This window comes from Colwellia sp. BRX8-7 (assembly GCF_014077275.1).
Taxonomy (GTDB): Bacteria; Pseudomonadota; Gammaproteobacteria; order Enterobacterales; family Alteromonadaceae; genus Colwellia_A.
Genome location: NZ_JACGVP010000001.1, coordinates 431,120 through 450,833 on the forward strand (window position 1 = coordinate 431,120; position 19,714 = coordinate 450,833).

Below are 19,714 nucleotides of genomic sequence, written 5' to 3' on the forward strand. Positions count from 1 at the left end.
GCTTTTGATAAGACACATCTAAACGAATAGCTATACTATAAGTTCAGATGTGTGGTTGATGTTGATTAACTTTCTCTAATAAGATAATCGAATGCTGATAAGGATGCTTTTGAACCCTCACCCATCGCAATCACAATTTGCTTATAAGGCACGGTAGAAACATCTCCAGCAGCAAATATACCCGGCTCAGAGGTCTGACATTTTTCGTCAATGATGACCTCGCCATATTTAGTACATTCAACAACACCCTGTAAAAAATCACTGTTGGGTAATAAGCCTATTTGGATAAATATTCCCGACAAGCTTTGTTGCTTCATCTCCCCTGTTGCTCTATCTTCATAAGCCAGAGCAACAACTTTACCACCTTCAGCAATCACTTCTTTAGTAGCAACATTTTTAATGATGGTGATCTTTTTATGCGCTTCTGCTTTTTCTACCAATATTTTATCTGCTTTCAAGCCAGGTAAGAATTCGAAGACGGTAACATGATTAACCATACTTGCTAAATCTAATGCCGCTTCTATTCCTGAGTTACCACCACCAACCACAGCAACATCTTTACCTTTGAAAAATGGGCCATCACAATGCGGACAATAAGCGACACCAGAACCAATATTTTCTTTTTCTCCTGGTATACCAAGTTCACGCCATTTAGCCCCAGTAGCAATGATCACCGTTTTAGATTCGATAACTTCGCCGCTAGAAAGATGTAGCTTTTTCGGTACTTTGCTCTCAGACTCACCTTTATCTATTTTTTCAACACGTACAAACTCTCTTGTCGTGATCTCGTAATCATTTAAGTGCGCTTGCATATTACCCGTTAGTTGTGTGCCGGTCGTTTTAGAGACTGAAATTAAGTTCTCAATACCTACGGTATCTTTGACCTGACCACCAAAACGGTCAGCAATAATAGTCACTTTCAAACCTTTACGAGCGGCATAAATAGCAGCAGCAACACCGGCAGGACCTGCGCCTATAACGGTAATATCTTGTAACGGTAACTGCTCGTTGTCATCGCCACCGACAATATAAGGGAAACGTTCGATAAGTTTATCGACTAATTGACCTGTGTCTATTTTTCCATTCGCAAATAATTCGCCATTAAGGTAAACACTAGGTACACCTTGAATATTACGTTCGTCTATTAAGTTCTTAAATAAGCCACCATCAATCATTTCACTGCTGATACCTTCGTTTAATAAGGCAAACTGATTCAACGATTGCACAACATCAGGACAGTTATGGCAACTTAAGGAAATAAATACTTCAAAGTGCAAATCTTCTTTGATTTTTTGCACCATTTTAGTCAAGGTGCTGTCTAATTTCAGTTCGGTACCAGATGACTGTAAAATAGCTAATATCAACGAATTAAATTCATGTCCACTGGGAATACCAGAAAAGTGGATGCCATTATTGTTACCGTCAATTTCTAAGTAGAACGTAATAGGGCTGCGTAAACCATCATCGCGTTCAACAAGTAGTAGATTGTCTGATACTGATGTTAACTGTGTTAAAAATTCTTTTAATTCATTGCGTTTTTGATGTTCACCCGTCTGTAAAACTAGTGATACTTTGTTGGTCATATTTTGGGTATAAGCTTTTACTGCATTTAAAATATCTTCACTTAACATGGGGCTACCTCATTATTTATCTTGTTGAATTTGACATAAGAGCTGTCATTTTGTTGGTTGAAATAAGGTGGAAGAAGTCTGGTTAACCAGAATAACGACTTCCACCCATAACGAGACTGCTGTCTTAGATTTTACCAACTAAGTCTAAACTTGGTGTTAAGGTTGCTTCACCTTGTTCCCAAGCTGCTGGACATACTTCACCGTCATTTTCACGCACATATTGTGCAGCTTTTACATTACGCACCATATCTTTTGCACTTCGACCGATACCACCCGCATGAATATGGGCAACTTGAATAACACCATCTGGGTCGACTAAAAATGTTCCGCGGTGTGCCATATGATCTTCTTCAATCATCACATCAAAACCACGAGTAATTGTGCCAGTTTGGTCACCAATCATCGGAAATTTAATTTTACCAATCGCTTCTGAAGAATCGTGCCATGCTTTATGTGAAAAATGTGTATCTGTTGATACCGAGTAAACTTCAACACCAAGACCTTGCAACTCTTCATACTGGTTTGCCATGTCTTCTAATTCAGTTGGACAAACGAATGTAAAATCTGCAGGGTAGAACAAAAAGATTGACCATTTGCCTTTAGTACTCTCAGATGTTACTTCAACAAACTCATCGTTATGAAATGCTTGAGCTTTAAATTCTGGGATAGTTTTGCCTATTTGAGCCATGGGTATTACCTCTGTTATTTAAAAATGTTTAGTTAAATGGTTTTGTTTTAAAAGCATGTTTGCTTTCGATGTGGGTATAGTAGATTCTGTTGAACGATAAATAAATTTGATTAAATAGATTTTAATATTCTAAAAAACAGAATTACTAAATATTTATTATGATAACTAAACAAGAGATTATGCGACCGTCGATTTCACGTTATCCATCGAGAATATCAATATCAAAATAAGTTACCTGCGAACAAGATGACTAATTCAATAAATTCGATTAGGATGATATCTATGTTCAATATAAATTATCGTTATAAATATGATTTCAATAAAACAGCTTCATTACGCACTCGCTATCGAAAAGACTTTACACTTTAAAAAAGCTGCAGAGGCATGTAATGTTTCTCAATCAGCGCTAAGTACGGCCATTAATGAGCTTGAAAAGCAGTTGGGAATGATGATATTTGAGCGCAATAACAAACAAGTCTTAGTCACTCAAAAGGGGCAGCTGATCCTTAATAAGGCTCGCCAAGTAAAACTAGAACTAGATGAATTATTGCAAATTGCGAAAAGCGACAATCAACCTTTTTCTAGTTCGATGTCGATAGGTGTCATCCCAACTATAGGTCCATACCTTTTGCCTAAGGTGTTGCCCGAAGTTAGGCATCAATATCCAAATTTCAAATTGAAGATACTAGAAGAACAATCACATACCTTAGTTGATATGGTGCGAACCGGAGCGATTGATGCAGCTATATTGGCGTTACCCTATCCTATAGAGGGTTTAATGAGTTTCAGTTTTTGGCAAGAAGACTTCTATTTAGTCTGCCATAAGGATGAATGTCCACAGAAAACCCAAGAAATTACCAGTGAAGAGTTAGCGACAGAAAAACTAATGTTGTTAAAAGATGGCCATTGCCTAAAGGAACATGCACTAGCAGCTTGTCAATTACAAAACCCAAAACAAAGCGCTGATTTTGGCTCTGCTAGTTTGCATACACTGATCCAAATGGTTGCCGGTAAACTAGGAACAACGCTCGTACCACAAATGGCCTTAGATCAATTGACTTATAACGAATCTGAACTTCGGGCTATTCATTTAAATGAACCGGGGCCACACAGAACAATCGCGTTAATCATTAGACCTAATTATGTAAGGACCGATGAGCTGACTATCCTCAAAAATATTTTTACCGCACAACTTACTGAAAAGTGCAGTGATCATTATCTTAAATAATCGTTTCATTTTATAGAATGATATATTTAATTTTATGAAATTTACTGAATGATAATGTTAGGTGACAATCGTTTTATCGAAAATAAATCAGGTAACTAAGATGAAAAATATTATTAATAATATCAAGACAATTTTTAATACACCAACAGATAAAAAAGCTGTGGTTAATTGTAACTACTCAAATAATTACTATGGCGATCAGTATTGTCAGACGCAGAAGAATTAAAAGCATGAATAAGGTTGGGCGCTAGTAAGTGTTTGTGAACTACCCCGCGACTTCGTTTCGCTCTGATCACGGGGCTTCTGCAATCTAGCTTTTGATAACTAGGCTGCTTCTTTTTTCTCAGATCCCACACCAAACTTTGATTGCTCAAAGACTTTCATTTTAGAAGGTGATTTCTGCTGAAATTTGGGCAACGCCCTAGCTAATATCCCATTAGCTATTAACTCTTTTTCGCCTGTGTCTGCAACAGATTTAGCTGCTGCTAAATCTCTGCACTGTACTAATCCACAGCTCTCACAGGAAAATTCTCGCACACTCAAATCGAATTTATGCTCATACTTACATCCATAGCAAATGCCGGAAGATTTCACAAACCGACCAATTTCATGGTAAACAACTCCATTTAATTCAGCCTTATACCTGGTTAATTCAGTGATCATTCCCATCACATTATCATTCACCATCTGGCCATTAAATTGCTGCATTCCTTTCACGTTTAAATCCTCAAACACGATAATATCGCTACTCTTGGCTATCGAGCATGATACTTCGTGAGCGAACGCTAGGCGTTGGCTAGAGATTTTCCCGTGAATTTTGTTTAAACGTGATTTTGTTTTGTGCCAGCGATTCGAACCTTTCTTACGACGGCTCAACTGGACTTGAATTTGTTTTAATTTCGTTGATGACTTCTTAAAAACTTTCGGGTTTTCAACGTACAGACCATTTGAGCCGACAACCGTATATTGGCTGTTGATGTCATAGCCCACAAGTGTTGATAGCACTTGCTTTTTACTCTTGCACTCGACTTTTTGAGTCAGTGAAACGTACCACTTCCCGTGCCTCATCTTGAAGGTTGCTGACTTGATTTTACTTTTAAGTTTACGATGAAGTGCAATTTTAACCGTACCAATTTTTGGAATAGTGATGCCGTTATTTTCCAGTCTTATATTTGCATTGGTATTGACCGAGCGGTAGCTATCATCGTGAAGTTTCTTCTGCTTAAAGCTGACCTTGAAAGTCGGAAACTTTTGAAGCCTGCCTTTATTGAATGAATTCTTTAGTGCTGTTTCAAGGTCACGAGCCACTTGTTGTGAAGCCGCAGAGTCAAAATCTTTGAGCCATGAGAATTCATCGAACATTTTTAAATCTTTTATCAGCGATGCCATTTCATTGTAAAAAAGAAATGTTTTATCGTACCGATATCGACGCATATTTTCAGATAGCAACAAGTTCCATACGCCACGGGCGTATGCTCCAAACTCAACGAGTTTGACTTCTTGTTCTGCCGTCGGCTTGAGCCGATAATTGTATCTGAGCGTCTTTTTCATATACTGTATAGACTACTGTACAAGCCGAGATTGTCAAGTGGAATATCAAACGAATTCACATTGTAAGCACCTAATTGCTCTGCATTTAATTCTCGTGGTTAAATATCGAAAGCAACTACTTTTTGGCGATATGGGAGAGTTTGTAAAGCAGGCTGTTTTAGACATATCAGATAGTTCTGACTTTTCAGTTGAGGAGATTGAAGTAGACAAGAATCACATCCATATACTTCTGATGATTTCTCCAAGATATGCCATTGGGCAACATGTTAGAAGGATTAAGCAGCAGACAAATAAGTTGATTTGGAAGAGGTATCCAAGCCTGAAAAAGCAGTTTTGGATTGAGAATACTTTCTGGTCTGATGGATATTTTGTTTGTTCTGTCGGCAATGCTTCCGCTGATACAATTCGCAAATACATTAAAGAACAAGGATAGTTTATCGATTCATCCCCGCGACTTTCGCTTCGCTCGGATCACGGGGTTTTCTCGACAGGTTCGATAAAAACTAGCCCTTGTACACCAATATTGAGTAAAAAACATTATAAATCAGTTAGAAATATATTAGCGGCATGACATTACTGTGCCAGTAAGCCACTTCACCGAATTAACGTATGTTATTTAAAATTGAGTTGGTATTTATTTAAAAGGACTTGATAATAAGGTGCTGCTTTAAATTTTTTGATGAGTTGTCCTAGTGTTTCTTTTATTTCTTTCGAATCCGCCCTAGCTTTGGTTAATCCTAGGTAGACTGGCGTTTTCGCAACATAAGGCTCCATCGCCTGAACTTTAGAGATAACATTATTTTTTTTAATCAATTGATTAAAAACATATGGATTAGATATAGCCATATCGATGCGCCTGGTCAGTAACAGCTTTAATAATACTTCTTCAGTTAATGCTGGTAATTTGGTGATATAGTTAGCGCTATCAAAAGCTTTTCCATAGGAAAACTCTCTTTTGGTTCCAATTGAATAAGGTAATAATTGCTTTAATCCCCCATTATATTGAAAATTATTATCGGCAAGCGTAAATAATTGATTAATCTCATAACCGTAAGAGGGTTCAATAAAGTGATATGTTTTTGCACGCTTTTTATTTTTAAATAATGTAAGTATCAGATCAACTTTACCTTCTGCAACGAGATAAAGTGCTCTTGGCCAAGGTAAAGTGACAAACTCAAAATCATATTTTGAGTTTGCTTTAATATAATCGAGAACATCAATAGTAAAACCTTTTATTTCTCCATTTTCTTTATAATTATAGGGAGAATAACCTATTTCCTCTATAGCGACTTTCAGCGTAACTCTAGCTTTACCTAGATGATTACCGTCTGTCTTTAGACGGTTGTCGGCTAAAATAAAGAACGGAAAAAGGTAAAAGAAAAATAGTAGTTTTTTAAGTATCATCATAAGTAAAAGTATACGGTTTCTTTTTGTGTTTCCAGCGACTGGATTATAAATATTGGCTAACTACCCGTTATTATAGTTGAGTACCTTGCAAAGAAAAATGGCTAGAGCCACTCATCTTTAATCTTTCCATAATGAAAATATCCCCATTGGCCAACTCGTCGCAATGGTGCAAACGGAAATTTTGGTAACTGACAATTATAAAGAGGCAAGTTTTCTATTTTAGGATCAATAGCTTTTTCAGCGACTTTTTCAGCCAACCGCTTACCTGCTTGCACCGAAAATGACACGCCAGAGCCACAGTAACCCATGCTATAAAAAACATTTTTCTTAGGGTTTTGATAAATATGAGGTAAGTCGTCTAGCGACATACAGATCCAACCTGACCAAGCATACTGGTAGTTTAACTTAGCTAACGGTGGAAAACTTGTTTTTAACACTGTCAACAAACGCTGTGCGTAATAAGGATCATCAGCAGACTTGCCCGTTATTGCGCCACGCCCACCAAATAGAATGCGGTTGTCGGGCAGCTTTCTGTAATAGTATTTTAGCGCTCTTGTATCCATCACTACATTCGACGTTAAAAAGTTACAATCGGCTAACTGCTGCTCTGACAAAGGTTCGGTGACAATAATTTGTGAAAGTACCGGCAACGTTCGATCGGTTGTTAATGAATGAAACCCTTTAGGTGTATATCCGTTGGTAGCAATAACAATCTTTTTAGCCGTAACAACACCTTGAGGTGTTATCAATTTTTGTTGGTGCCCTTCATCTAAAATATCTAACACTGGAGAGCTGGTATGAACTTTAGCGCCGGCTTCACGTGCTAATCGCTGATAGCCCCAGGCCAGTTTCAACGGATTTAAACCAAAACCGTCTTGATAGCGAATCGCGCCATAAGCATTTTTATCGTCCATGTATTGTTGACGAACTTCGTTTCTCGTTAAAATCTCCACATCACTATTTTTAATACCTGCAAAGGTTTTTTGTTGCAGTTTTGCTTGGCTAATAAGCTCAGCTAATTTGCTCGGCTTATGCGCTACTTTTAAAAAACCACGCGTTTGTACGTCGCAGTCAATACCTTCAGCGATCAGTGATTTTACCGTTTCAACGCCAGCGCACATTTCATCATAAATGCCGCGCATCACTTCTTCACCCCATTTTTGCGCCATATCGCTATAAGACTTACGTCCTGAAGACTTGAGAATAAAGCCAGCATTTCTCCCACTACAACCCCAAGCCGTTTGATTTGCCTCTAACACATGCGCCTTAATACCATGTTCACGCGCTAAATATAGCGCACAAGAAAGCCCGGTATAACCAGCGCCTATAATAGCAACATCAACATCTACGTCTTGATTGATTTGTCCGTCACTTGCTGGGGCATTTGTTTCAATATCTGCATTTTCAGCCCAGTAACTTTTAGGGTATGGGGCACCACAACCAGGAGATTTATCGTGTAAAGGATCGTACATTTTTCAAAACTACTTTAAGAAAGAAAACCACAGAAACTTTACCGTATTTATAGGAAATTTGCTAAGATCAATTTTCTAAAAATCACTTTATTTAAACAAATATAAAAAATGAAAAAACAGTTTAATTCAGTAAAGTCTCAAGTCTTATATCGTGAAATGTTACCCAGCGATTTTTCAGCAATAATTGCCTTAGGCACAGCTGTTCATGGTGCTGGTTATATTGACGACTCAAACATGGGCGTCTGGTATAGAAAAGGTATATTAAAAATAGCTGATAGTAGCGAAATCAATGCAAACTTTGTCGCTTATCTAGATAACGTACTGATAGGTTTTCGCTTAACTTACGCGATTAATCAATGGGAAATTGATGCTTGGTGCAGCCCTGAATTATGGCAACAACCCAGCGAAAAAGTTTGTTATTTCAAATGTAATACCGTTGATGAGAATTATCGTGGTTACGGTGTTGGCAGTCAGCTACTCAAATTATCAACACAAGCAGCAATTAAACAAGGTGCAAATGCGGGTGTTAGTCATTTATGGAAACAAAGCCCCGGTAATAGCGCAGTAAAATATTTCACTAAATGTGGTGGCGTGTTAATTAAAGAACATCCAGAACGCTGGAATGAACTCAGTAAGCAAGGCTATGAATGCCCAGAATGCCCAGACGAATGTCATTGTGTGGCTGCGGAAATGATCATTCACTTTGAAAAATAATCATTACACCACTCATTCGGATGACATTCAGTAACTAGCCAAATATTTTTTTAAATAATGAAGCTGGTGTTTTAATTTCAGCCACGTGATTTTGTACTAGATCCCCCTGACATTGAGTGTCTATCCTTGCAACATCGGGTAGCACTAAGGCATTAAAGTTATTGAGACTTGGATATTCAACCGCAGAGTTTTTATGTTCAAAGTCTCCTGTAGCAGGGTTAAAACGGTATTCTTTCGCCCATTCAACAATATTTTCAGTGACTTGATTAATCGCTTCAACAATATACCTGACTTCTTTATCAGAGGTCGTAGGATGAAATGACGCACGTATCCAACCAGGTTTTTCAGCATAATCACCCCTATTAATTTTTTCAGTGATTTTGTTAGACGTATCATGATCAACATTCAATAATATATGACCATAAGTGCCCGCACATGAACAACCACCACGCGTTTGAACACCAAACTTATCGTTGAGCAATCGTACCACTAAATTATAATGAACATTAGGTATGTAAAAAGAAACAATAGCTAAACGGTCTTTAACATTCTTTTCTAGCATCACTACGTTGTCATTTTTGGCTAATTCAGTCATTACATAATCAGTAATTTCTTTTTCACGGGCGGTGATGTTGTTAACGCCCATAGCGTTCTTTACTTTTATCGCTAAGGCAGTACGAATACACTGTAAAAATCCAGGAGTTCCGCCATCTTCACGCATTTCAATATTATTGAAAAAGCTGTGCTCTCCCCATGGGTTGGTCCAAGTTACTGTTCCACCTCCGGGGTGATCGGGTACTCTGTTTTTATAGAGCGCTTTATTGAAGATAAGCACTCCCGAACTGCCAGGCCCACCAAGAAATTTATGAGGAGAGAAATAAATGGCGTCTAAACTTTGCTTGGAGTTTGTTGGATGCATATCAATATCAACATAAGGTGCTGAACAAGCAAAATCAACAAAACATAAGCCGCCGTGTTCGTGCATTTTTTCTGCTAACAAGTGATAAGGGGTTTTAATGCCAGTGACATTGGAACAAGCAGAAAACGAGCCTATTTTTACTTTTCTAGCTTGGTACTTTTCTAACAATAATTGTAGATGTTCAAGCGATGGTAAACCATGGCTGTCAGGGTCAATAATCTCTAACGTGATATCACACTCATACCAAGTAGTTTGGTTTGAATGGTGTTCCATATGGGTAATGAAAACAACGGGTTTATCACAATCATCAAACTTCACTTGCTCTTGCATACGCTCAGGAATACGTAGACCTAGAATACGTTGAAACTTATTAATAACACCGGTCATTCCTGCTTCTGCCGTGATTAATACGTCATTATCGCAGGCATTTACATGGCGTTTTATTATTTTTTGCGCATCGTGATATGCATTCGTCATCGCACACCCGGTTAAATTAGTTTCGGTATGGGTATTAGCGACAAAAGGTCCTAAGGTATGGCTGATATAATGTTCAATTGGCGCATAAAGTCGACCACTTGCAGTCCAATCAGCATAAACAATATCTAATTGCTTACCATTGATTTCATGGCTTAATGATTGACCAATGATATTATTTCTAAAAGGAAGAAAGTGATTTTCAAGTGACATGATTGACGGCTCGTACGTTGTTTCGATAAATAATTCTAACAAAACCGCACTAATGAGCAATCAAAAACCAATTAAAACAACCAATACGCAAAATAAATTCATATAAAAGCAATTTATAGAAAAATACACTAAACTCAACTGCTTTTCGTTAAGATAACGAAAACTCAGTTTCGCGCAAATGCTGTACTTGTCAGGTGCTTGATCGGATAAGAAGAACAATTCGTCGTACAATACTATTTACTTGGATAAAATTACGTTACTTTATTAGCTGTTTATAACCGTAGGAATTTAATAAAATATGAATTTTTCTTTGTGTAAGTTTCTGGTCTTGCCCGCTATTCTTGTTTCACTTAGCGCTTGTCAACTCACCATGAATAGCAAAAACTCGTCACAGACCACCGCTAACGAAAAATTTGATAGTACGGTTAAAGCACTGTTAGATCATCGTGCCAGTAAAGGTATTTATCAAAAAAGTGCAGCACTAAACGAAGAAAGCTATTGGCCTGATTTATCACCAGAAATGTTGGAAAAAAAATACCAACAACGTCTCACTATCGCGGCAGCATTTGAAAAGATAAATCAAACGTCACTATCAGACGATAATAAAATTAATTATGCAATTATTAAAGCCCAACTTGATAATAGTATTGCTGAGTATTATTTTAAAGCTCATTACATGCCATTCAATGCTGAATCAGGCTTTCACTCTAATTTAAGTTTTTTCATCAACAATACAGCATTTAATAAAGAAAAAGATATCGACTTCTATTTGAATAAATTATCGGCGCTTCCGCTATATTTTGATCAAAACATTTATTGGATGCAGCAGGGATTATCGACAGGGATCACTCAACCTCAAGCGGTATTAATCGGCTATGAACAGTCAATACTCGCCTTTATTCCTGAGCATGCTGAAAATTCTGAATTTCTTAAGCCTTTTAGCACAGCGTCAAATTTAATTGCACCTGACGTGCTTTCTGATAAAAAAAGCCAGCTTATTGCGCTATTAAAAACTAAAGTTATTCCTGCTTATCAGCACTACTATCAATTTTTTACCAAAGAGTATTTTCCAAATGCCCGTAAAACTATTGGCGTTTCGGCGACAGCTAACGGTAATGAATTTTATCGCAATAGAGTTAAACACTACACCACAACAGATATGACACCTGAGCAAATTCATACCTTAGGTTTGAGTGAAGTAAAACGTATTCGTCAAGAAATGGCTGAGATCATTGTAAAAACTGGTTTTAAAGGGACTTTTTCTGAGTTCACCAATTTCTTACGAACTGATGAACAGTTTTATGCAAAAACGCCGTTAGCGTTACTTAAAGAAGCTGCGTATATTGCCAAACAAATGGATGCTAAATTACCCGCACTCTTTAAGCATTTACCCCGCACACCTTATGGCGTTGCACCAGTACCAGACAGCATCGCACCTAAGTATACTACTGGGCGCTACATTCGTGCGCAAAATGATACTCAGCCCGGTTATTATTGGGTTAATACCTACGCGTTAGACAAACGTCCACTTTATGTATTACCCGCTTTAACCTTACATGAGGGTGTCCCTGGGCATCATCTGCAAATATCATTAAATGGCGAATTAGATAACCTACCTTCATACCGAAGAAATGCCTATATTTCAGCTTTTGGTGAAGGTTGGGGCTTGTATGCTGAATGGTTAGGTATTGAAGCCGGCATATACCAAAATCACTACAGTAATTTTGGTCGCCTGACCTATGAAATGTGGCGGGCAGCCCGTCTTGTTGTTGATACCGGCATGCATGTTATGGACTGGTCAAGAGCGCGTGCCATAAACTTTATGACCGATAACACCGCACTTTCATCACACAATGTGAAAACAGAAATTGATCGTTATATATCATGGCCTGGACAAGCGTTATCTTACAAAATTGGTGAGATAACCATCAGAAATCTACGTAAAAAAACAGCAGCTGAATTGGGACAAAATTTTGATGTTCGCGAATTTCATCATCAAATTTTGAAAAATGGTTCCGTCCCTCTAAACGTACTTGAAGACCAAATTAACGCCTATATTGCCACAACGTTACTAACAATCGCAGCAGAAGATAAGAAAAAAAGCATCGCAAGTGAGTAGACACTCATAGCCACATGAAGCGACACTGAGTTAGTTCATTTAACTCAGTGTCGTTAATGAGCATGAATAATCTAACTCGTTCGACAAACAGGACAATCGGTCTGTTTATTTAGGGTAAATTGTTGCCATTGATTTGATAAACCATCAAAGAGATTTAACTGATTAATATGTATGGTGTTGCCTGTTAATAATTTAATGGCCTGTAACGATTGCATACCGGCTATAATCGCTAATACCGGACCGATAATACCAAGGGTTTGACAATTTTGGGTCGGCGCTTTTTCACTTTCAGGAAATAAGCACTGATAGCAAGCACTTGCTGGATTTCGAGGATCAATGACTAATTGCTGACCGTCAAACCCCGTAGCCGCCCCAACGATTAATGGTGTTTTTTGCTCAACACATATTTTATTTAATAAATAACGTGTGGTGATATTGTCGGTGCAATCAAGGACCACATCGACCTGTTCAATGTAATAGTTTGCTAATTCTTCATCAAGCATCTCATCAACTACTTCAATAGTAATGTCACTGTTATGCTGTTGCAATTTCTCAGCACCAACATCAGCTTTATTATTACCGATATCATTTTCAGTGAATAATATCTGTCGCTGTAAATTGGTCATCTCAACCTTATCACCGTCGGCGATAAATAAAGTTCCTACTCCGGCGGCCGCTAAATATAAACTGGCCGGATTACCTAGCCCACCAACACCAACGATTAGTACTTTGGCTTCACGCAGGGCTAACTGCCCTTGCTCACCTATTTTATTGAGCATAATTTGACGGCTGTAACGTAGTTGTTCGTGTTGAGATAACATCAGCTAAATAGTTCCTAAAGAAAGTTAATGCAGTGAACGTACTGCATTCGCTTTAAATTGAATAAATATACTTTGACCCAGCATTAACGATAAGCGCTTAGCCGACCAAGTCGTAATGGTGACAAAAAAGGGTTGTGCTGAGCAATTAACCGTTATTAGCATTTGAGCATTAGCGCCATCAGACGATATGATATGACTAATTGCTGTTATTTCGCCATGTAAGTGATTAACAATAGAGCTTTCGATAGGTTCATGTAAAGTAATGCTAATATCACTAGCGGCAATAATGCAGCGCACTTTTTTCTTTTTGTCTGATGGGCTGTCACAAGCAATAAATATTTGTTGCTCGCCTAAACGTAAACTTGTTAAGCCGTATTCGGGTAAATGCTCTTTCACCATCAATGATAAGCTGGTTTGATGCAATATTTCGTTATTGGTGGTTAGTTGATGAATAACGTGGTGAATATCACCATGATGACTCACTTTTCCTGAAGAAATAACCAATAGCTTATCGGCCAGTTGTTGAAGCTCATCTAAAGAATGGCTGACATATAACATTGGTAAATCAAGCTGTCTCTTGACCCTGTCGAGTAAAGCTAACAAGATAATTTTATTTTTATCGTCAAGTGCACTCAAGGGCTCATCAAGTAATAACAATCTTGGCTCAGCTAATATGGCACGCGCTAATGCAACACGCTGTTGCTCGCCCCCAGAGAGTTGAGTAACCGCTTTATCGAGCAAGCTTTCAAGCTGGGTGAGTTCAACTATTTCTGCAAAACTTAACCGACAATTCTTATGTCGCTTTTGCCCAAAACGTAGGTTTTCTTCGACATTTAAATGAGGAAACAAGCGACTATTTTGAAAAACTAAACCTATGCGACGTTGATGTGGCGCAACAAACGTTTTTGCCTCGCTATTAAATAAGTATTCATCATCAAGTAATACCTTGCCATGTGCTTGTTGTTCTAATCCGGCGATCACTTTCAATAAGGTTGATTTTCCAGAGCCAGAATGACCAAAAATCCCCGTGATACCGGTTAAAGATATTTTGTCATCAATTGTTAATGAAAACTCGTCATGCTCAACGGTGAAATTTAGTGCTAGCTCAGCCATTAATTAAACCTCTTTGATTTAACTCGTTTATTTTTAGCAGGCCGATTCAGTAAATAAATTAAAGATAATAGAACAAGCGATGAGATAACTAAACTTATTGAAATAAGGTGTGCTTGTGCATAATCGAACGCTTCAACATGATCGAACAAGGCAATTGACAGCACACGGGTTTCACCTGGAATATTACCACCAATCATTAAGACCACACCAAATTCACCAACCGTATGAGCAAAACCTAAACTGGCTGCGGTAATAAAACTGGCTTTAGTCATTGGCATAACAACAGTAAAAAATCGATCAAAAGCGCTAGCACCAAGCATAGCTGCTGCTTCTAATAAGTCATCGCCCAATTGCTCAAATGCCTTTTGTAATGGTTGCACAACAAAGGGTAAAGAGTATAAAACAGAGCCAATAACAATAGCAGAAAAGCTAAACGCTAGTTGTTGACCGGTTGCCTGTTGCCAAATTTGTCCTGGAAGGTATTGCGGAGAAAACAACAATAATAAATAAAATCCCAGTACTGTCGGTGGTAGTACTAAAGGTAAAGCCACTAATGCTTCAATAAAAACTTTCGATCGGCTTTGCATTTTAGCGAGATACCAAGCGAGTGGCGTGCCAATTAACATTAAAATAACCGTGGTTAAGCCCGCCATTTTTAATGTAGTGATCAGCGCCAGCATATCTGGGTGGGTATTACTCATTGGCATTGATCTCATTCGACGATGCATAACCTGATTCAGTAATAAACTGTTGAGCTTGCTTACTCATCAACAAGGTAACAAAACGTTCGGCTTGGGCTATTTTTTTACTGTGCTTTAAAATAACTAATTGCTGTTTTATTGGTTGATGTAAATGTGAGGGGATCAATACTCCCTTAAAATTATTGAGCACTAATTGACTATTACTGACAATGCCTAAGTTTACCGCTTGCGAACGTGTTTGCTGAAACGTTTGGCCAATATTAATTCCTTGAATTAATCGGTCTTTATAATCATCCCAACGTTGTAAATTTTCTAATACTTGCTTAGCAGCCTTACCGTAGGGCGCAATCCTGGGGTTAGCAATGGCAAGACGATGTTTATTATTATTAAGGGCTACCAAGAGATCGCTGTCAATATTACCCTTTGCAGACCAGAGAGCTAGCTGCCCAAAAGCATAGGTTTGCAGACTTCCACTCACCGCTAAGCCGCTTGTTGATAATAATTGTGGTCGTTCACTGTCAGCAGATAAAAACACATCAAAAGTAGCGCCATGTTCAATTTGTAGAAATAAAGTACCACTGGATGCCGCGATAAGAATTGGTGATAAAAATTGTTTTTGATTTGAATTAAAGCGAGCTAGTAACTGTTTTAATGTCGGTGCAAAATTCGAAGCAACGGCAATGCGCAAGGGTGCTTCATTCTCACTTGCCGTGTCTTTAGCCGCAACTAAAGTTATCGGTAACATAAGTAGCGCTATCAATAAAAAACGAGTAGATATACTCGCCAGCATTAATCCCAAAGCTATTTACTCCACGCCTGTGCTTTTTCTTTATCACTGGCTTTCGCTGCTAACCAGGTTTCACCAAGTTCAGTGAGTTCTTTTTTCCAAAATGGCGCGGCCACTTTTAAAAAATCCATAATAAATTCATTAGCAGCAAATGCATCTTGACGATGTTTACTAGTCACACCAACAAAAACAATTTGTTCACCTATGGCTAACTGGCCGATTCGGTGAATGACTTTTACACGGCCAATATCCCAGCGTTTTTTTGCCGTATCAATGATTTCAGCTAATAGCTTTTCAGTCATATCAGGGTAGTGCTCAAGGAATAATCCTTTAACTTTCAAACCCAAGTTATTATTGCGCACTCGACCGCTGAAGGTAACAACGGCACCATCTTCAACATTATCATTCTCTAACAGATTAACTTCAACACCGTGATCAAAGTCTTCGGTTTGAATACTGATCTCTGGATACTTATTATTGAGACTCGCCATATTAACTATTTTATCCTCCAGTGACGGGTGGAAAGAAAGCCACTTCGTCTCCTGCTTTCACCAAAAAATCATTATTAACCATTTGATGATTAACCGCACAAAGTAATGAATTATTGGTGAGGTAATGTTGCCAATCATTATTTTTTTCACCTAACGCGACTTTAACTTCAGCAACGGTAGTAGCAAGGTCAGCACTTATTTCAGTACCCTCAGAGCCGAGCTGTTCTCGCAACGCGGCAAAAAATATTACTTTGATCATAGCTTATCCTTTATTCTTTGAATCTTCTAAAGCTTGCTCTGCTTTTGCTTGCCAAGAGCCTGATTTACCCCCTTCCTTAGTCATTACACGAATACCGTGAATTTCCATTAAAGGGTCAGCGGCTTTACACATATCAAATAATGTTAAACACGCAACAGCAACCGCTGTTAAGGCTTCCATTTCGACACCCGTTTGTCCGGTTAGTTTGCATAAACTTGTCACATGCACTTGGCTACGTTCTTCATCGATGGTGAAATCAACATTTACTTTAGTTAACATCAACGGATGACAAAGAGGAATTAAATCACTACATTTTTTTGCCGCTTGAATACCTGCAATGCGAGCAACAGAAAATACATCACCCTTTTTATTATCACCTTGGGTAATTAACGACAAGGTATGTGCCGACATTTGGATATAACCTTCGGCCGTCGCAGACCTTGACGTCAGCGCTTTATCGGTGACATCGACCATATTTGCTTCACCACGTTTGTTGACATGGCTTAAGGCGCTAACATGGTTATTATTTGCTAAAGTAGTCATTAGTCGCGCGTCTCACAAACTTCTGCCATTTTTAAATGAGGTACAAAATTACAAGGGCGATGGCTCGCATCAAGTTGCTCTCTAATGAGTTTATCCCAAGCAGTACGACAAGCATTAGTTGAGCCCGGTACACATAAAATAACTGTGCTATTAGCAATGCCGCCAAACGCTCGCGACTGAATTGTCGACGTGCCAATTTCATCAAGCGAAATAGCCCGGAAAACTTCACCAAAACCTTCGACATTTTTATCAAATAAAGGCATTAAGGCTTCAGGAGTATTATCACGAGCAGTAAATCCGGTGCCGCCAGTCGAAATTATAGCTTGGACATTATCGTCAGCAATCCATTTTGAAACAATGGCGCGTAGTTGATAAACATCATCTTTAACAATCACTTTATCGGCAAGTTTATGACCCGCTTCAGTTAAGCGTTCAACAAGTACTTGCCCTGATGTGTCATTTGATTCATCACGGGTATCAGAAACAGTTAATACCGCAATTGATAAGGGAATAAAAGCGTTACCGCTATGTAAAGAGCTCATGATTTTTCCTAAATTTTATTAGTTTTCTGTTGATTGTTAAATAAAAAACGCAAAAATTCACACAGAAAAGCGTTGCTGCGCTTGTTGCCATTCTTGCGGTGTATTGGTATTAAATAAACACTGTGGTGACTTTACAGCTAAAACTTGATGTGGCACTTGTGCAAACATCGAACGAATAGAAGGACCATTTTTCTTAGGGTTATTTTTTTCGCTTAACGCACCTTTATTACCTTGCAAATACTGAAGAAAATGCGTGGTAAAGAATTGCTCAACAAAAGCATTGTTAGGTAAATAAAGTGGTAAAAAATGATCAGAAAAAAAGCAGGCTTTTTGAGCTAACTCACCTTTTATTTTTAACTGCGCAAGTGTTTCCTTGGTCATTAAAGGTAAATCAACCGGTAATATCAATAATGATTTAGGTTGGTATTTTTTAATAACACTGTAAATACCCCCCATTGGGCCAAGTTCTGCAAATTGGTCAGTAACAAAATTTTCGCTGTTAACATCAGCCCCATCAATGTTTCCACTGACGACAATGCTATTTATACCAATATTTTTCAGCAAGTTCTTACTAAAACTGAGCATATTTTCTTTGCCATTTACTGCAGTTTTATTACGCATTAACAAAGCTTTATTGCTACCCATACGAGAAGATTTCCCACCCGCTAGCACTACGCCTAGACATCCTTGATTAAACAAAGCTGCATTCATCTTAGCCACCCAACATCGCAAGGTTTTTGGTGGCACCGGTGAGTTTATCTTGCAGAAAATGTGTGGCTTTTTTATCGGTCATCATCGCGCGAATCTGTGCTTTCAATGGCTCAATATCATCTTGCTGTAAATACTCTTTTAACGGTAAACCTTCTTCGGTAAATAAGCATAAATGTAATTTACCTAATGAACTTACCCGCAAACGATTACAAGTATTACAAAAGTCTTTACTGTACGGCATAATTAAACCGATTTTACCTTGATAATCAGGATGATAAAACTCTTGTGCTGGGCCTGCTGCTTTATCGTTAACTACAGGTAACCAACCATCTAATATTAAATTTTGCTTAATACGTGCACCTTGTACATGTTGTGCATCAAAAAATTCTTGGTTATCACCCGTTTGCATTAATTCAATAAAGCGCAAAGTCACCGGAGTCACTTTCAGCCAATCAAGAAAGGTTTTAATGTCGTGACCATTGTATTCGCGCATTAATACGGTATTAATTTTAATTGTTGCACGACCATCTGCCAACGCCATATCTATGCCTTTTAAAATATGGGGTAACTTATTATGACCGGTGATTGAATGGAACATGCGCGGGTCAAGACTATCAATACTGATATTAATCGCGTCAATTCCGGCATCTAGCCAGCCTTGCAGATGTTCAGGTAATTTATAACCATTAGTGGTTATCGCGACTTTTTTAATACCGGGCGTTTGCTTACAAGCAGCAATAATTTCAGGTAAGTCTTTACGCAATGAAGGTTCGCCACCGGTAATACGGATTTTCTCTGTACCCATTTGAGCAAAAGCGTTAGCAACACGCTTAATTTCGTCAAAGGATAGAAAATCACGATCATGGTCGCATGAATAACCATCAGGCAAGCAATAGGTGCAACGGAAGTTGCAAACGTCAGTAATAGAGAGGCGCAAGTAATAAAACTTGCGACCGAAGTTGTCTGTTAACATCTCACCTTTCCAAATGTAGGGAGGCTAACAAGTTTCCCTGTTAACCCTGGTGGTTATAGCAAAATTACTATTAACCACGGCTTAAATAGCATTCTAAAAAAAGATTTAGCTAGAAAAGCTCGGCGAATAATTCATTTAATGAATACAAGTATAGTAAACTATTTCACTATTAAAATACGGCTAGACGATAAGTAATTTTGATTTGCATCAAAAAGTCATCACTTTACACGTATTATTGATGAGCAAATTTACGTCATAATAACGTATTCCTATGCCGTTAAGTAAATTGCAATAGACGCGAATGGGAATAACAAGCAGGCGGTGCTAATTTGCCGTGTAAAAATAAATATAAAAGAA

At 38.2% G+C, this 19,714-nt stretch carries 20 protein-coding genes and 1 riboswitch; of the genes, 4 read left to right on the forward strand and 16 right to left on the reverse strand.

The features are described 5' to 3' along the window. Positions 1-65: 65 nt before the first annotated feature. Entirely contained in the window at positions 66-1,631 is a 1,566-nt protein-coding gene (gene ahpF / locus H4J57_RS01860) for an alkyl hydroperoxide reductase subunit F (protein ID WP_182241760.1), read from the reverse strand. 124 nt (positions 1,632-1,755) lie between these two features. Beyond that, entirely contained in the window at positions 1,756-2,319 is a 564-nt protein-coding gene (gene ahpC / locus H4J57_RS01865) for an alkyl hydroperoxide reductase subunit C (RefSeq protein ID WP_070374813.1), read from the reverse strand. A 310-nt stretch (positions 2,320-2,629) separates the two neighbouring features. Between ahpC and H4J57_RS01870 the strand changes: the two genes are divergently transcribed. Further along, positions 2,630-3,547 carry a hydrogen peroxide-inducible genes activator gene (locus tag H4J57_RS01870; RefSeq protein WP_182213253.1) on the forward strand — a complete coding sequence of 306 codons (918 nt, stop codon included), beginning with the start codon at positions 2,630-2,632 and terminating at the stop codon, positions 3,545-3,547. Positions 3,548-3,871: 324 nt separating this feature from the next. Here the strand turns inward: H4J57_RS01870 and H4J57_RS01875 are convergent, their stop codons facing one another. Then, the gene (locus H4J57_RS01875; protein WP_182241761.1) at positions 3,872-5,098 is read right to left on the reverse strand and encodes an RNA-guided endonuclease TnpB family protein; all 1,227 of its coding nucleotides are present in this window, start codon (positions 5,096-5,098) and stop codon (positions 3,872-3,874) included. A gap of 37 nt (positions 5,099-5,135) precedes the next feature. Here H4J57_RS01875 and tnpA point away from each other — a divergent pair, with 37 nt between their 5' ends. After that, entirely contained in the window at positions 5,136-5,531 is a 396-nt protein-coding gene (gene tnpA / locus H4J57_RS01880; RefSeq protein ID WP_182241762.1) for an IS200/IS605 family transposase, read from the forward strand. A gap of 179 nt (positions 5,532-5,710) precedes the next feature. Here tnpA and H4J57_RS01885 read toward each other — a convergent pair whose 3' ends face one another. Together H4J57_RS01885 and H4J57_RS01890 are read right to left on the reverse strand one after the other, a co-directional pair. Further along, a complete protein-coding gene (locus H4J57_RS01885) occupies positions 5,711-6,505 on the reverse strand; it encodes an ABC transporter substrate-binding protein (protein ID WP_182241763.1) in 795 nt (264 codons plus the stop codon). A gap of 101 nt (positions 6,506-6,606) precedes the next feature. Then, positions 6,607-7,977, reverse strand: coding sequence for an FAD-binding oxidoreductase (locus H4J57_RS01890; RefSeq protein WP_182241764.1), 1,371 nt, complete (start codon positions 7,975-7,977; stop codon positions 6,607-6,609). A gap of 108 nt (positions 7,978-8,085) precedes the next feature. On the opposite strand from H4J57_RS01890, the gene H4J57_RS01895 reads away from it, so the two are divergent. Then, on the forward strand, positions 8,086-8,691 hold the full coding sequence (locus tag H4J57_RS01895) for a GNAT family N-acetyltransferase (protein WP_083277934.1): 606 nt from the start codon (positions 8,086-8,088) through the stop codon (positions 8,689-8,691). A 34-nt stretch (positions 8,692-8,725) separates the two neighbouring features. Here the strand turns inward: H4J57_RS01895 and H4J57_RS01900 are convergent, their stop codons facing one another. Continuing rightward, positions 8,726-10,297, reverse strand: coding sequence for an aminotransferase class V-fold PLP-dependent enzyme (locus H4J57_RS01900; protein ID WP_182241765.1), 1,572 nt, complete (start codon positions 10,295-10,297; stop codon positions 8,726-8,728). A gap of 298 nt (positions 10,298-10,595) precedes the next feature. Here H4J57_RS01900 and H4J57_RS01905 point away from each other — a divergent pair, with 298 nt between their 5' ends. Then, positions 10,596-12,416 carry a DUF885 family protein gene (locus H4J57_RS01905; RefSeq protein WP_182241766.1) on the forward strand — a complete coding sequence of 607 codons (1,821 nt, stop codon included), beginning with the start codon at positions 10,596-10,598 and terminating at the stop codon, positions 12,414-12,416. A gap of 71 nt (positions 12,417-12,487) precedes the next feature. Here the strand turns inward: H4J57_RS01905 and H4J57_RS01910 are convergent, their stop codons facing one another. The 10 genes from H4J57_RS01910 to moaA form a co-directional block, all read right to left on the reverse strand. Further along, on the reverse strand, positions 12,488-13,237 hold the full coding sequence (locus H4J57_RS01910; protein WP_182241767.1) for a HesA/MoeB/ThiF family protein: 750 nt from the start codon (positions 13,235-13,237) through the stop codon (positions 12,488-12,490). A gap of 24 nt (positions 13,238-13,261) precedes the next feature. Beyond that, the gene (modC, locus tag H4J57_RS01915) at positions 13,262-14,350 is read right to left on the reverse strand and encodes a molybdenum ABC transporter ATP-binding protein (protein WP_182241768.1); all 1,089 of its coding nucleotides are present in this window, start codon (positions 14,348-14,350) and stop codon (positions 13,262-13,264) included. Then, entirely contained in the window at positions 14,350-15,051 is a 702-nt protein-coding gene (gene modB / locus H4J57_RS01920) for a molybdate ABC transporter permease subunit (protein ID WP_070374821.1), read from the reverse strand. The genes modC and modB overlap by 1 nt, the downstream gene beginning before the upstream one ends. After that, positions 15,044-15,796 (reverse strand): molybdate ABC transporter substrate-binding protein, encoded by a 753-nt coding sequence (gene modA, locus H4J57_RS01925; protein ID WP_182241769.1) that lies wholly within the window; start codon positions 15,794-15,796, stop codon positions 15,044-15,046. Before modA ends, modB begins: the two co-directional genes overlap by 8 nt. A gap of 56 nt (positions 15,797-15,852) precedes the next feature. Further along, positions 15,853-16,329: a molybdopterin synthase catalytic subunit MoaE gene (gene moaE, locus H4J57_RS01930; protein ID WP_070374822.1), complete on the reverse strand. Its 477-nt coding sequence runs from the start codon at positions 16,327-16,329 to the stop codon at positions 15,853-15,855. Between the two features lie 10 nt (positions 16,330-16,339). Further along, complete coding sequence (gene moaD, locus H4J57_RS01935; protein ID WP_182241770.1) at positions 16,340-16,588, reverse strand: molybdopterin converting factor subunit 1; 249 nt, start codon at positions 16,586-16,588, stop codon at positions 16,340-16,342. Positions 16,589-16,591: 3 nt separating this feature from the next. Further along, a complete protein-coding gene (moaC, locus tag H4J57_RS01940; RefSeq protein WP_070374824.1) occupies positions 16,592-17,131 on the reverse strand; it encodes a cyclic pyranopterin monophosphate synthase MoaC in 540 nt (179 codons plus the stop codon). Further along, positions 17,131-17,673, reverse strand: a complete 543-nt coding sequence (gene moaB, locus H4J57_RS01945) for a molybdenum cofactor biosynthesis protein B (RefSeq protein WP_182176323.1) — start codon at positions 17,671-17,673, stop codon at positions 17,131-17,133. Before moaB ends, moaC begins: the two co-directional genes overlap by 1 nt. Positions 17,674-17,730: 57 nt before the next feature. Beyond that, positions 17,731-18,384 carry a molybdenum cofactor guanylyltransferase gene (locus tag H4J57_RS01950; RefSeq protein WP_182241771.1) on the reverse strand — a complete coding sequence of 218 codons (654 nt, stop codon included), beginning with the start codon at positions 18,382-18,384 and terminating at the stop codon, positions 17,731-17,733. 1 nt (position 18,385) lies between these two features. Beyond that, a complete protein-coding gene (gene moaA / locus H4J57_RS01955) occupies positions 18,386-19,357 on the reverse strand; it encodes a GTP 3',8-cyclase MoaA (RefSeq protein ID WP_182213234.1) in 972 nt (323 codons plus the stop codon). Continuing rightward, positions 19,344-19,494, reverse strand: a riboswitch (molybdenum cofactor riboswitch). Its footprint overlaps the gene before it by 14 nt. Positions 19,495-19,714 lie beyond the last annotated feature (220 nt).

Bases quoted from the DNA above. Each gene is read 5' to 3' on its own strand.
- ahpF (WP_182241760.1), bottom strand. From the start codon at position 1,631: ATGTTAAGTGAAGATATTTTAAATGCAGTAAAAGCTTATACCCAAAAT.
- ahpC (WP_070374813.1), bottom strand. From the start codon at position 2,319: ATGGCTCAAATAGGCAAAACTATCCCAGAATTTAAAGCTCAAGCATTT.
- H4J57_RS01870 (WP_182213253.1), top strand. From the start codon at position 2,630: ATGATTTCAATAAAACAGCTTCATTACGCACTCGCTATCGAAAAGACT.
- H4J57_RS01875 (WP_182241761.1), bottom strand. From the start codon at position 5,098: ATGAAAAAGACGCTCAGATACAATTATCGGCTCAAGCCGACGGCAGAA.
- H4J57_RS01885 (WP_182241763.1), bottom strand. From the start codon at position 6,505: ATGATGATACTTAAAAAACTACTATTTTTCTTTTACCTTTTTCCGTTC.
- H4J57_RS01890 (WP_182241764.1), bottom strand. From the start codon at position 7,977: ATGTACGATCCTTTACACGATAAATCTCCTGGTTGTGGTGCCCCATAC.
- H4J57_RS01895 (WP_083277934.1), top strand. From the start codon at position 8,086: ATGAAAAAACAGTTTAATTCAGTAAAGTCTCAAGTCTTATATCGTGAA.
- H4J57_RS01900 (WP_182241765.1), bottom strand. From the start codon at position 10,297: ATGTCACTTGAAAATCACTTTCTTCCTTTTAGAAATAATATCATTGGT.
- H4J57_RS01905 (WP_182241766.1), top strand. From the start codon at position 10,596: ATGAATTTTTCTTTGTGTAAGTTTCTGGTCTTGCCCGCTATTCTTGTT.
- H4J57_RS01910 (WP_182241767.1), bottom strand. From the start codon at position 13,237: ATGTTATCTCAACACGAACAACTACGTTACAGCCGTCAAATTATGCTC.
- modC (WP_182241768.1), bottom strand. From the start codon at position 14,350: ATGGCTGAGCTAGCACTAAATTTCACCGTTGAGCATGACGAGTTTTCA.
- modB (WP_070374821.1), bottom strand. From the start codon at position 15,051: ATGAGTAATACCCACCCAGATATGCTGGCGCTGATCACTACATTAAAA.
- modA (WP_182241769.1), bottom strand. From the start codon at position 15,796: ATGTTACCGATAACTTTAGTTGCGGCTAAAGACACGGCAAGTGAGAAT.
- moaE (WP_070374822.1), bottom strand. From the start codon at position 16,329: ATGGCGAGTCTCAATAATAAGTATCCAGAGATCAGTATTCAAACCGAA.
- moaD (WP_182241770.1), bottom strand. From the start codon at position 16,588: ATGATCAAAGTAATATTTTTTGCCGCGTTGCGAGAACAGCTCGGCTCT.
- moaC (WP_070374824.1), bottom strand. From the start codon at position 17,131: ATGACTACTTTAGCAAATAATAACCATGTTAGCGCCTTAAGCCATGTC.
- moaB (WP_182176323.1), bottom strand. From the start codon at position 17,673: ATGAGCTCTTTACATAGCGGTAACGCTTTTATTCCCTTATCAATTGCG.
- H4J57_RS01950 (WP_182241771.1), bottom strand. From the start codon at position 18,384: ATGAATGCAGCTTTGTTTAATCAAGGATGTCTAGGCGTAGTGCTAGCG.
- moaA (WP_182213234.1), bottom strand. From the start codon at position 19,357: ATGTTAACAGACAACTTCGGTCGCAAGTTTTATTACTTGCGCCTCTCT.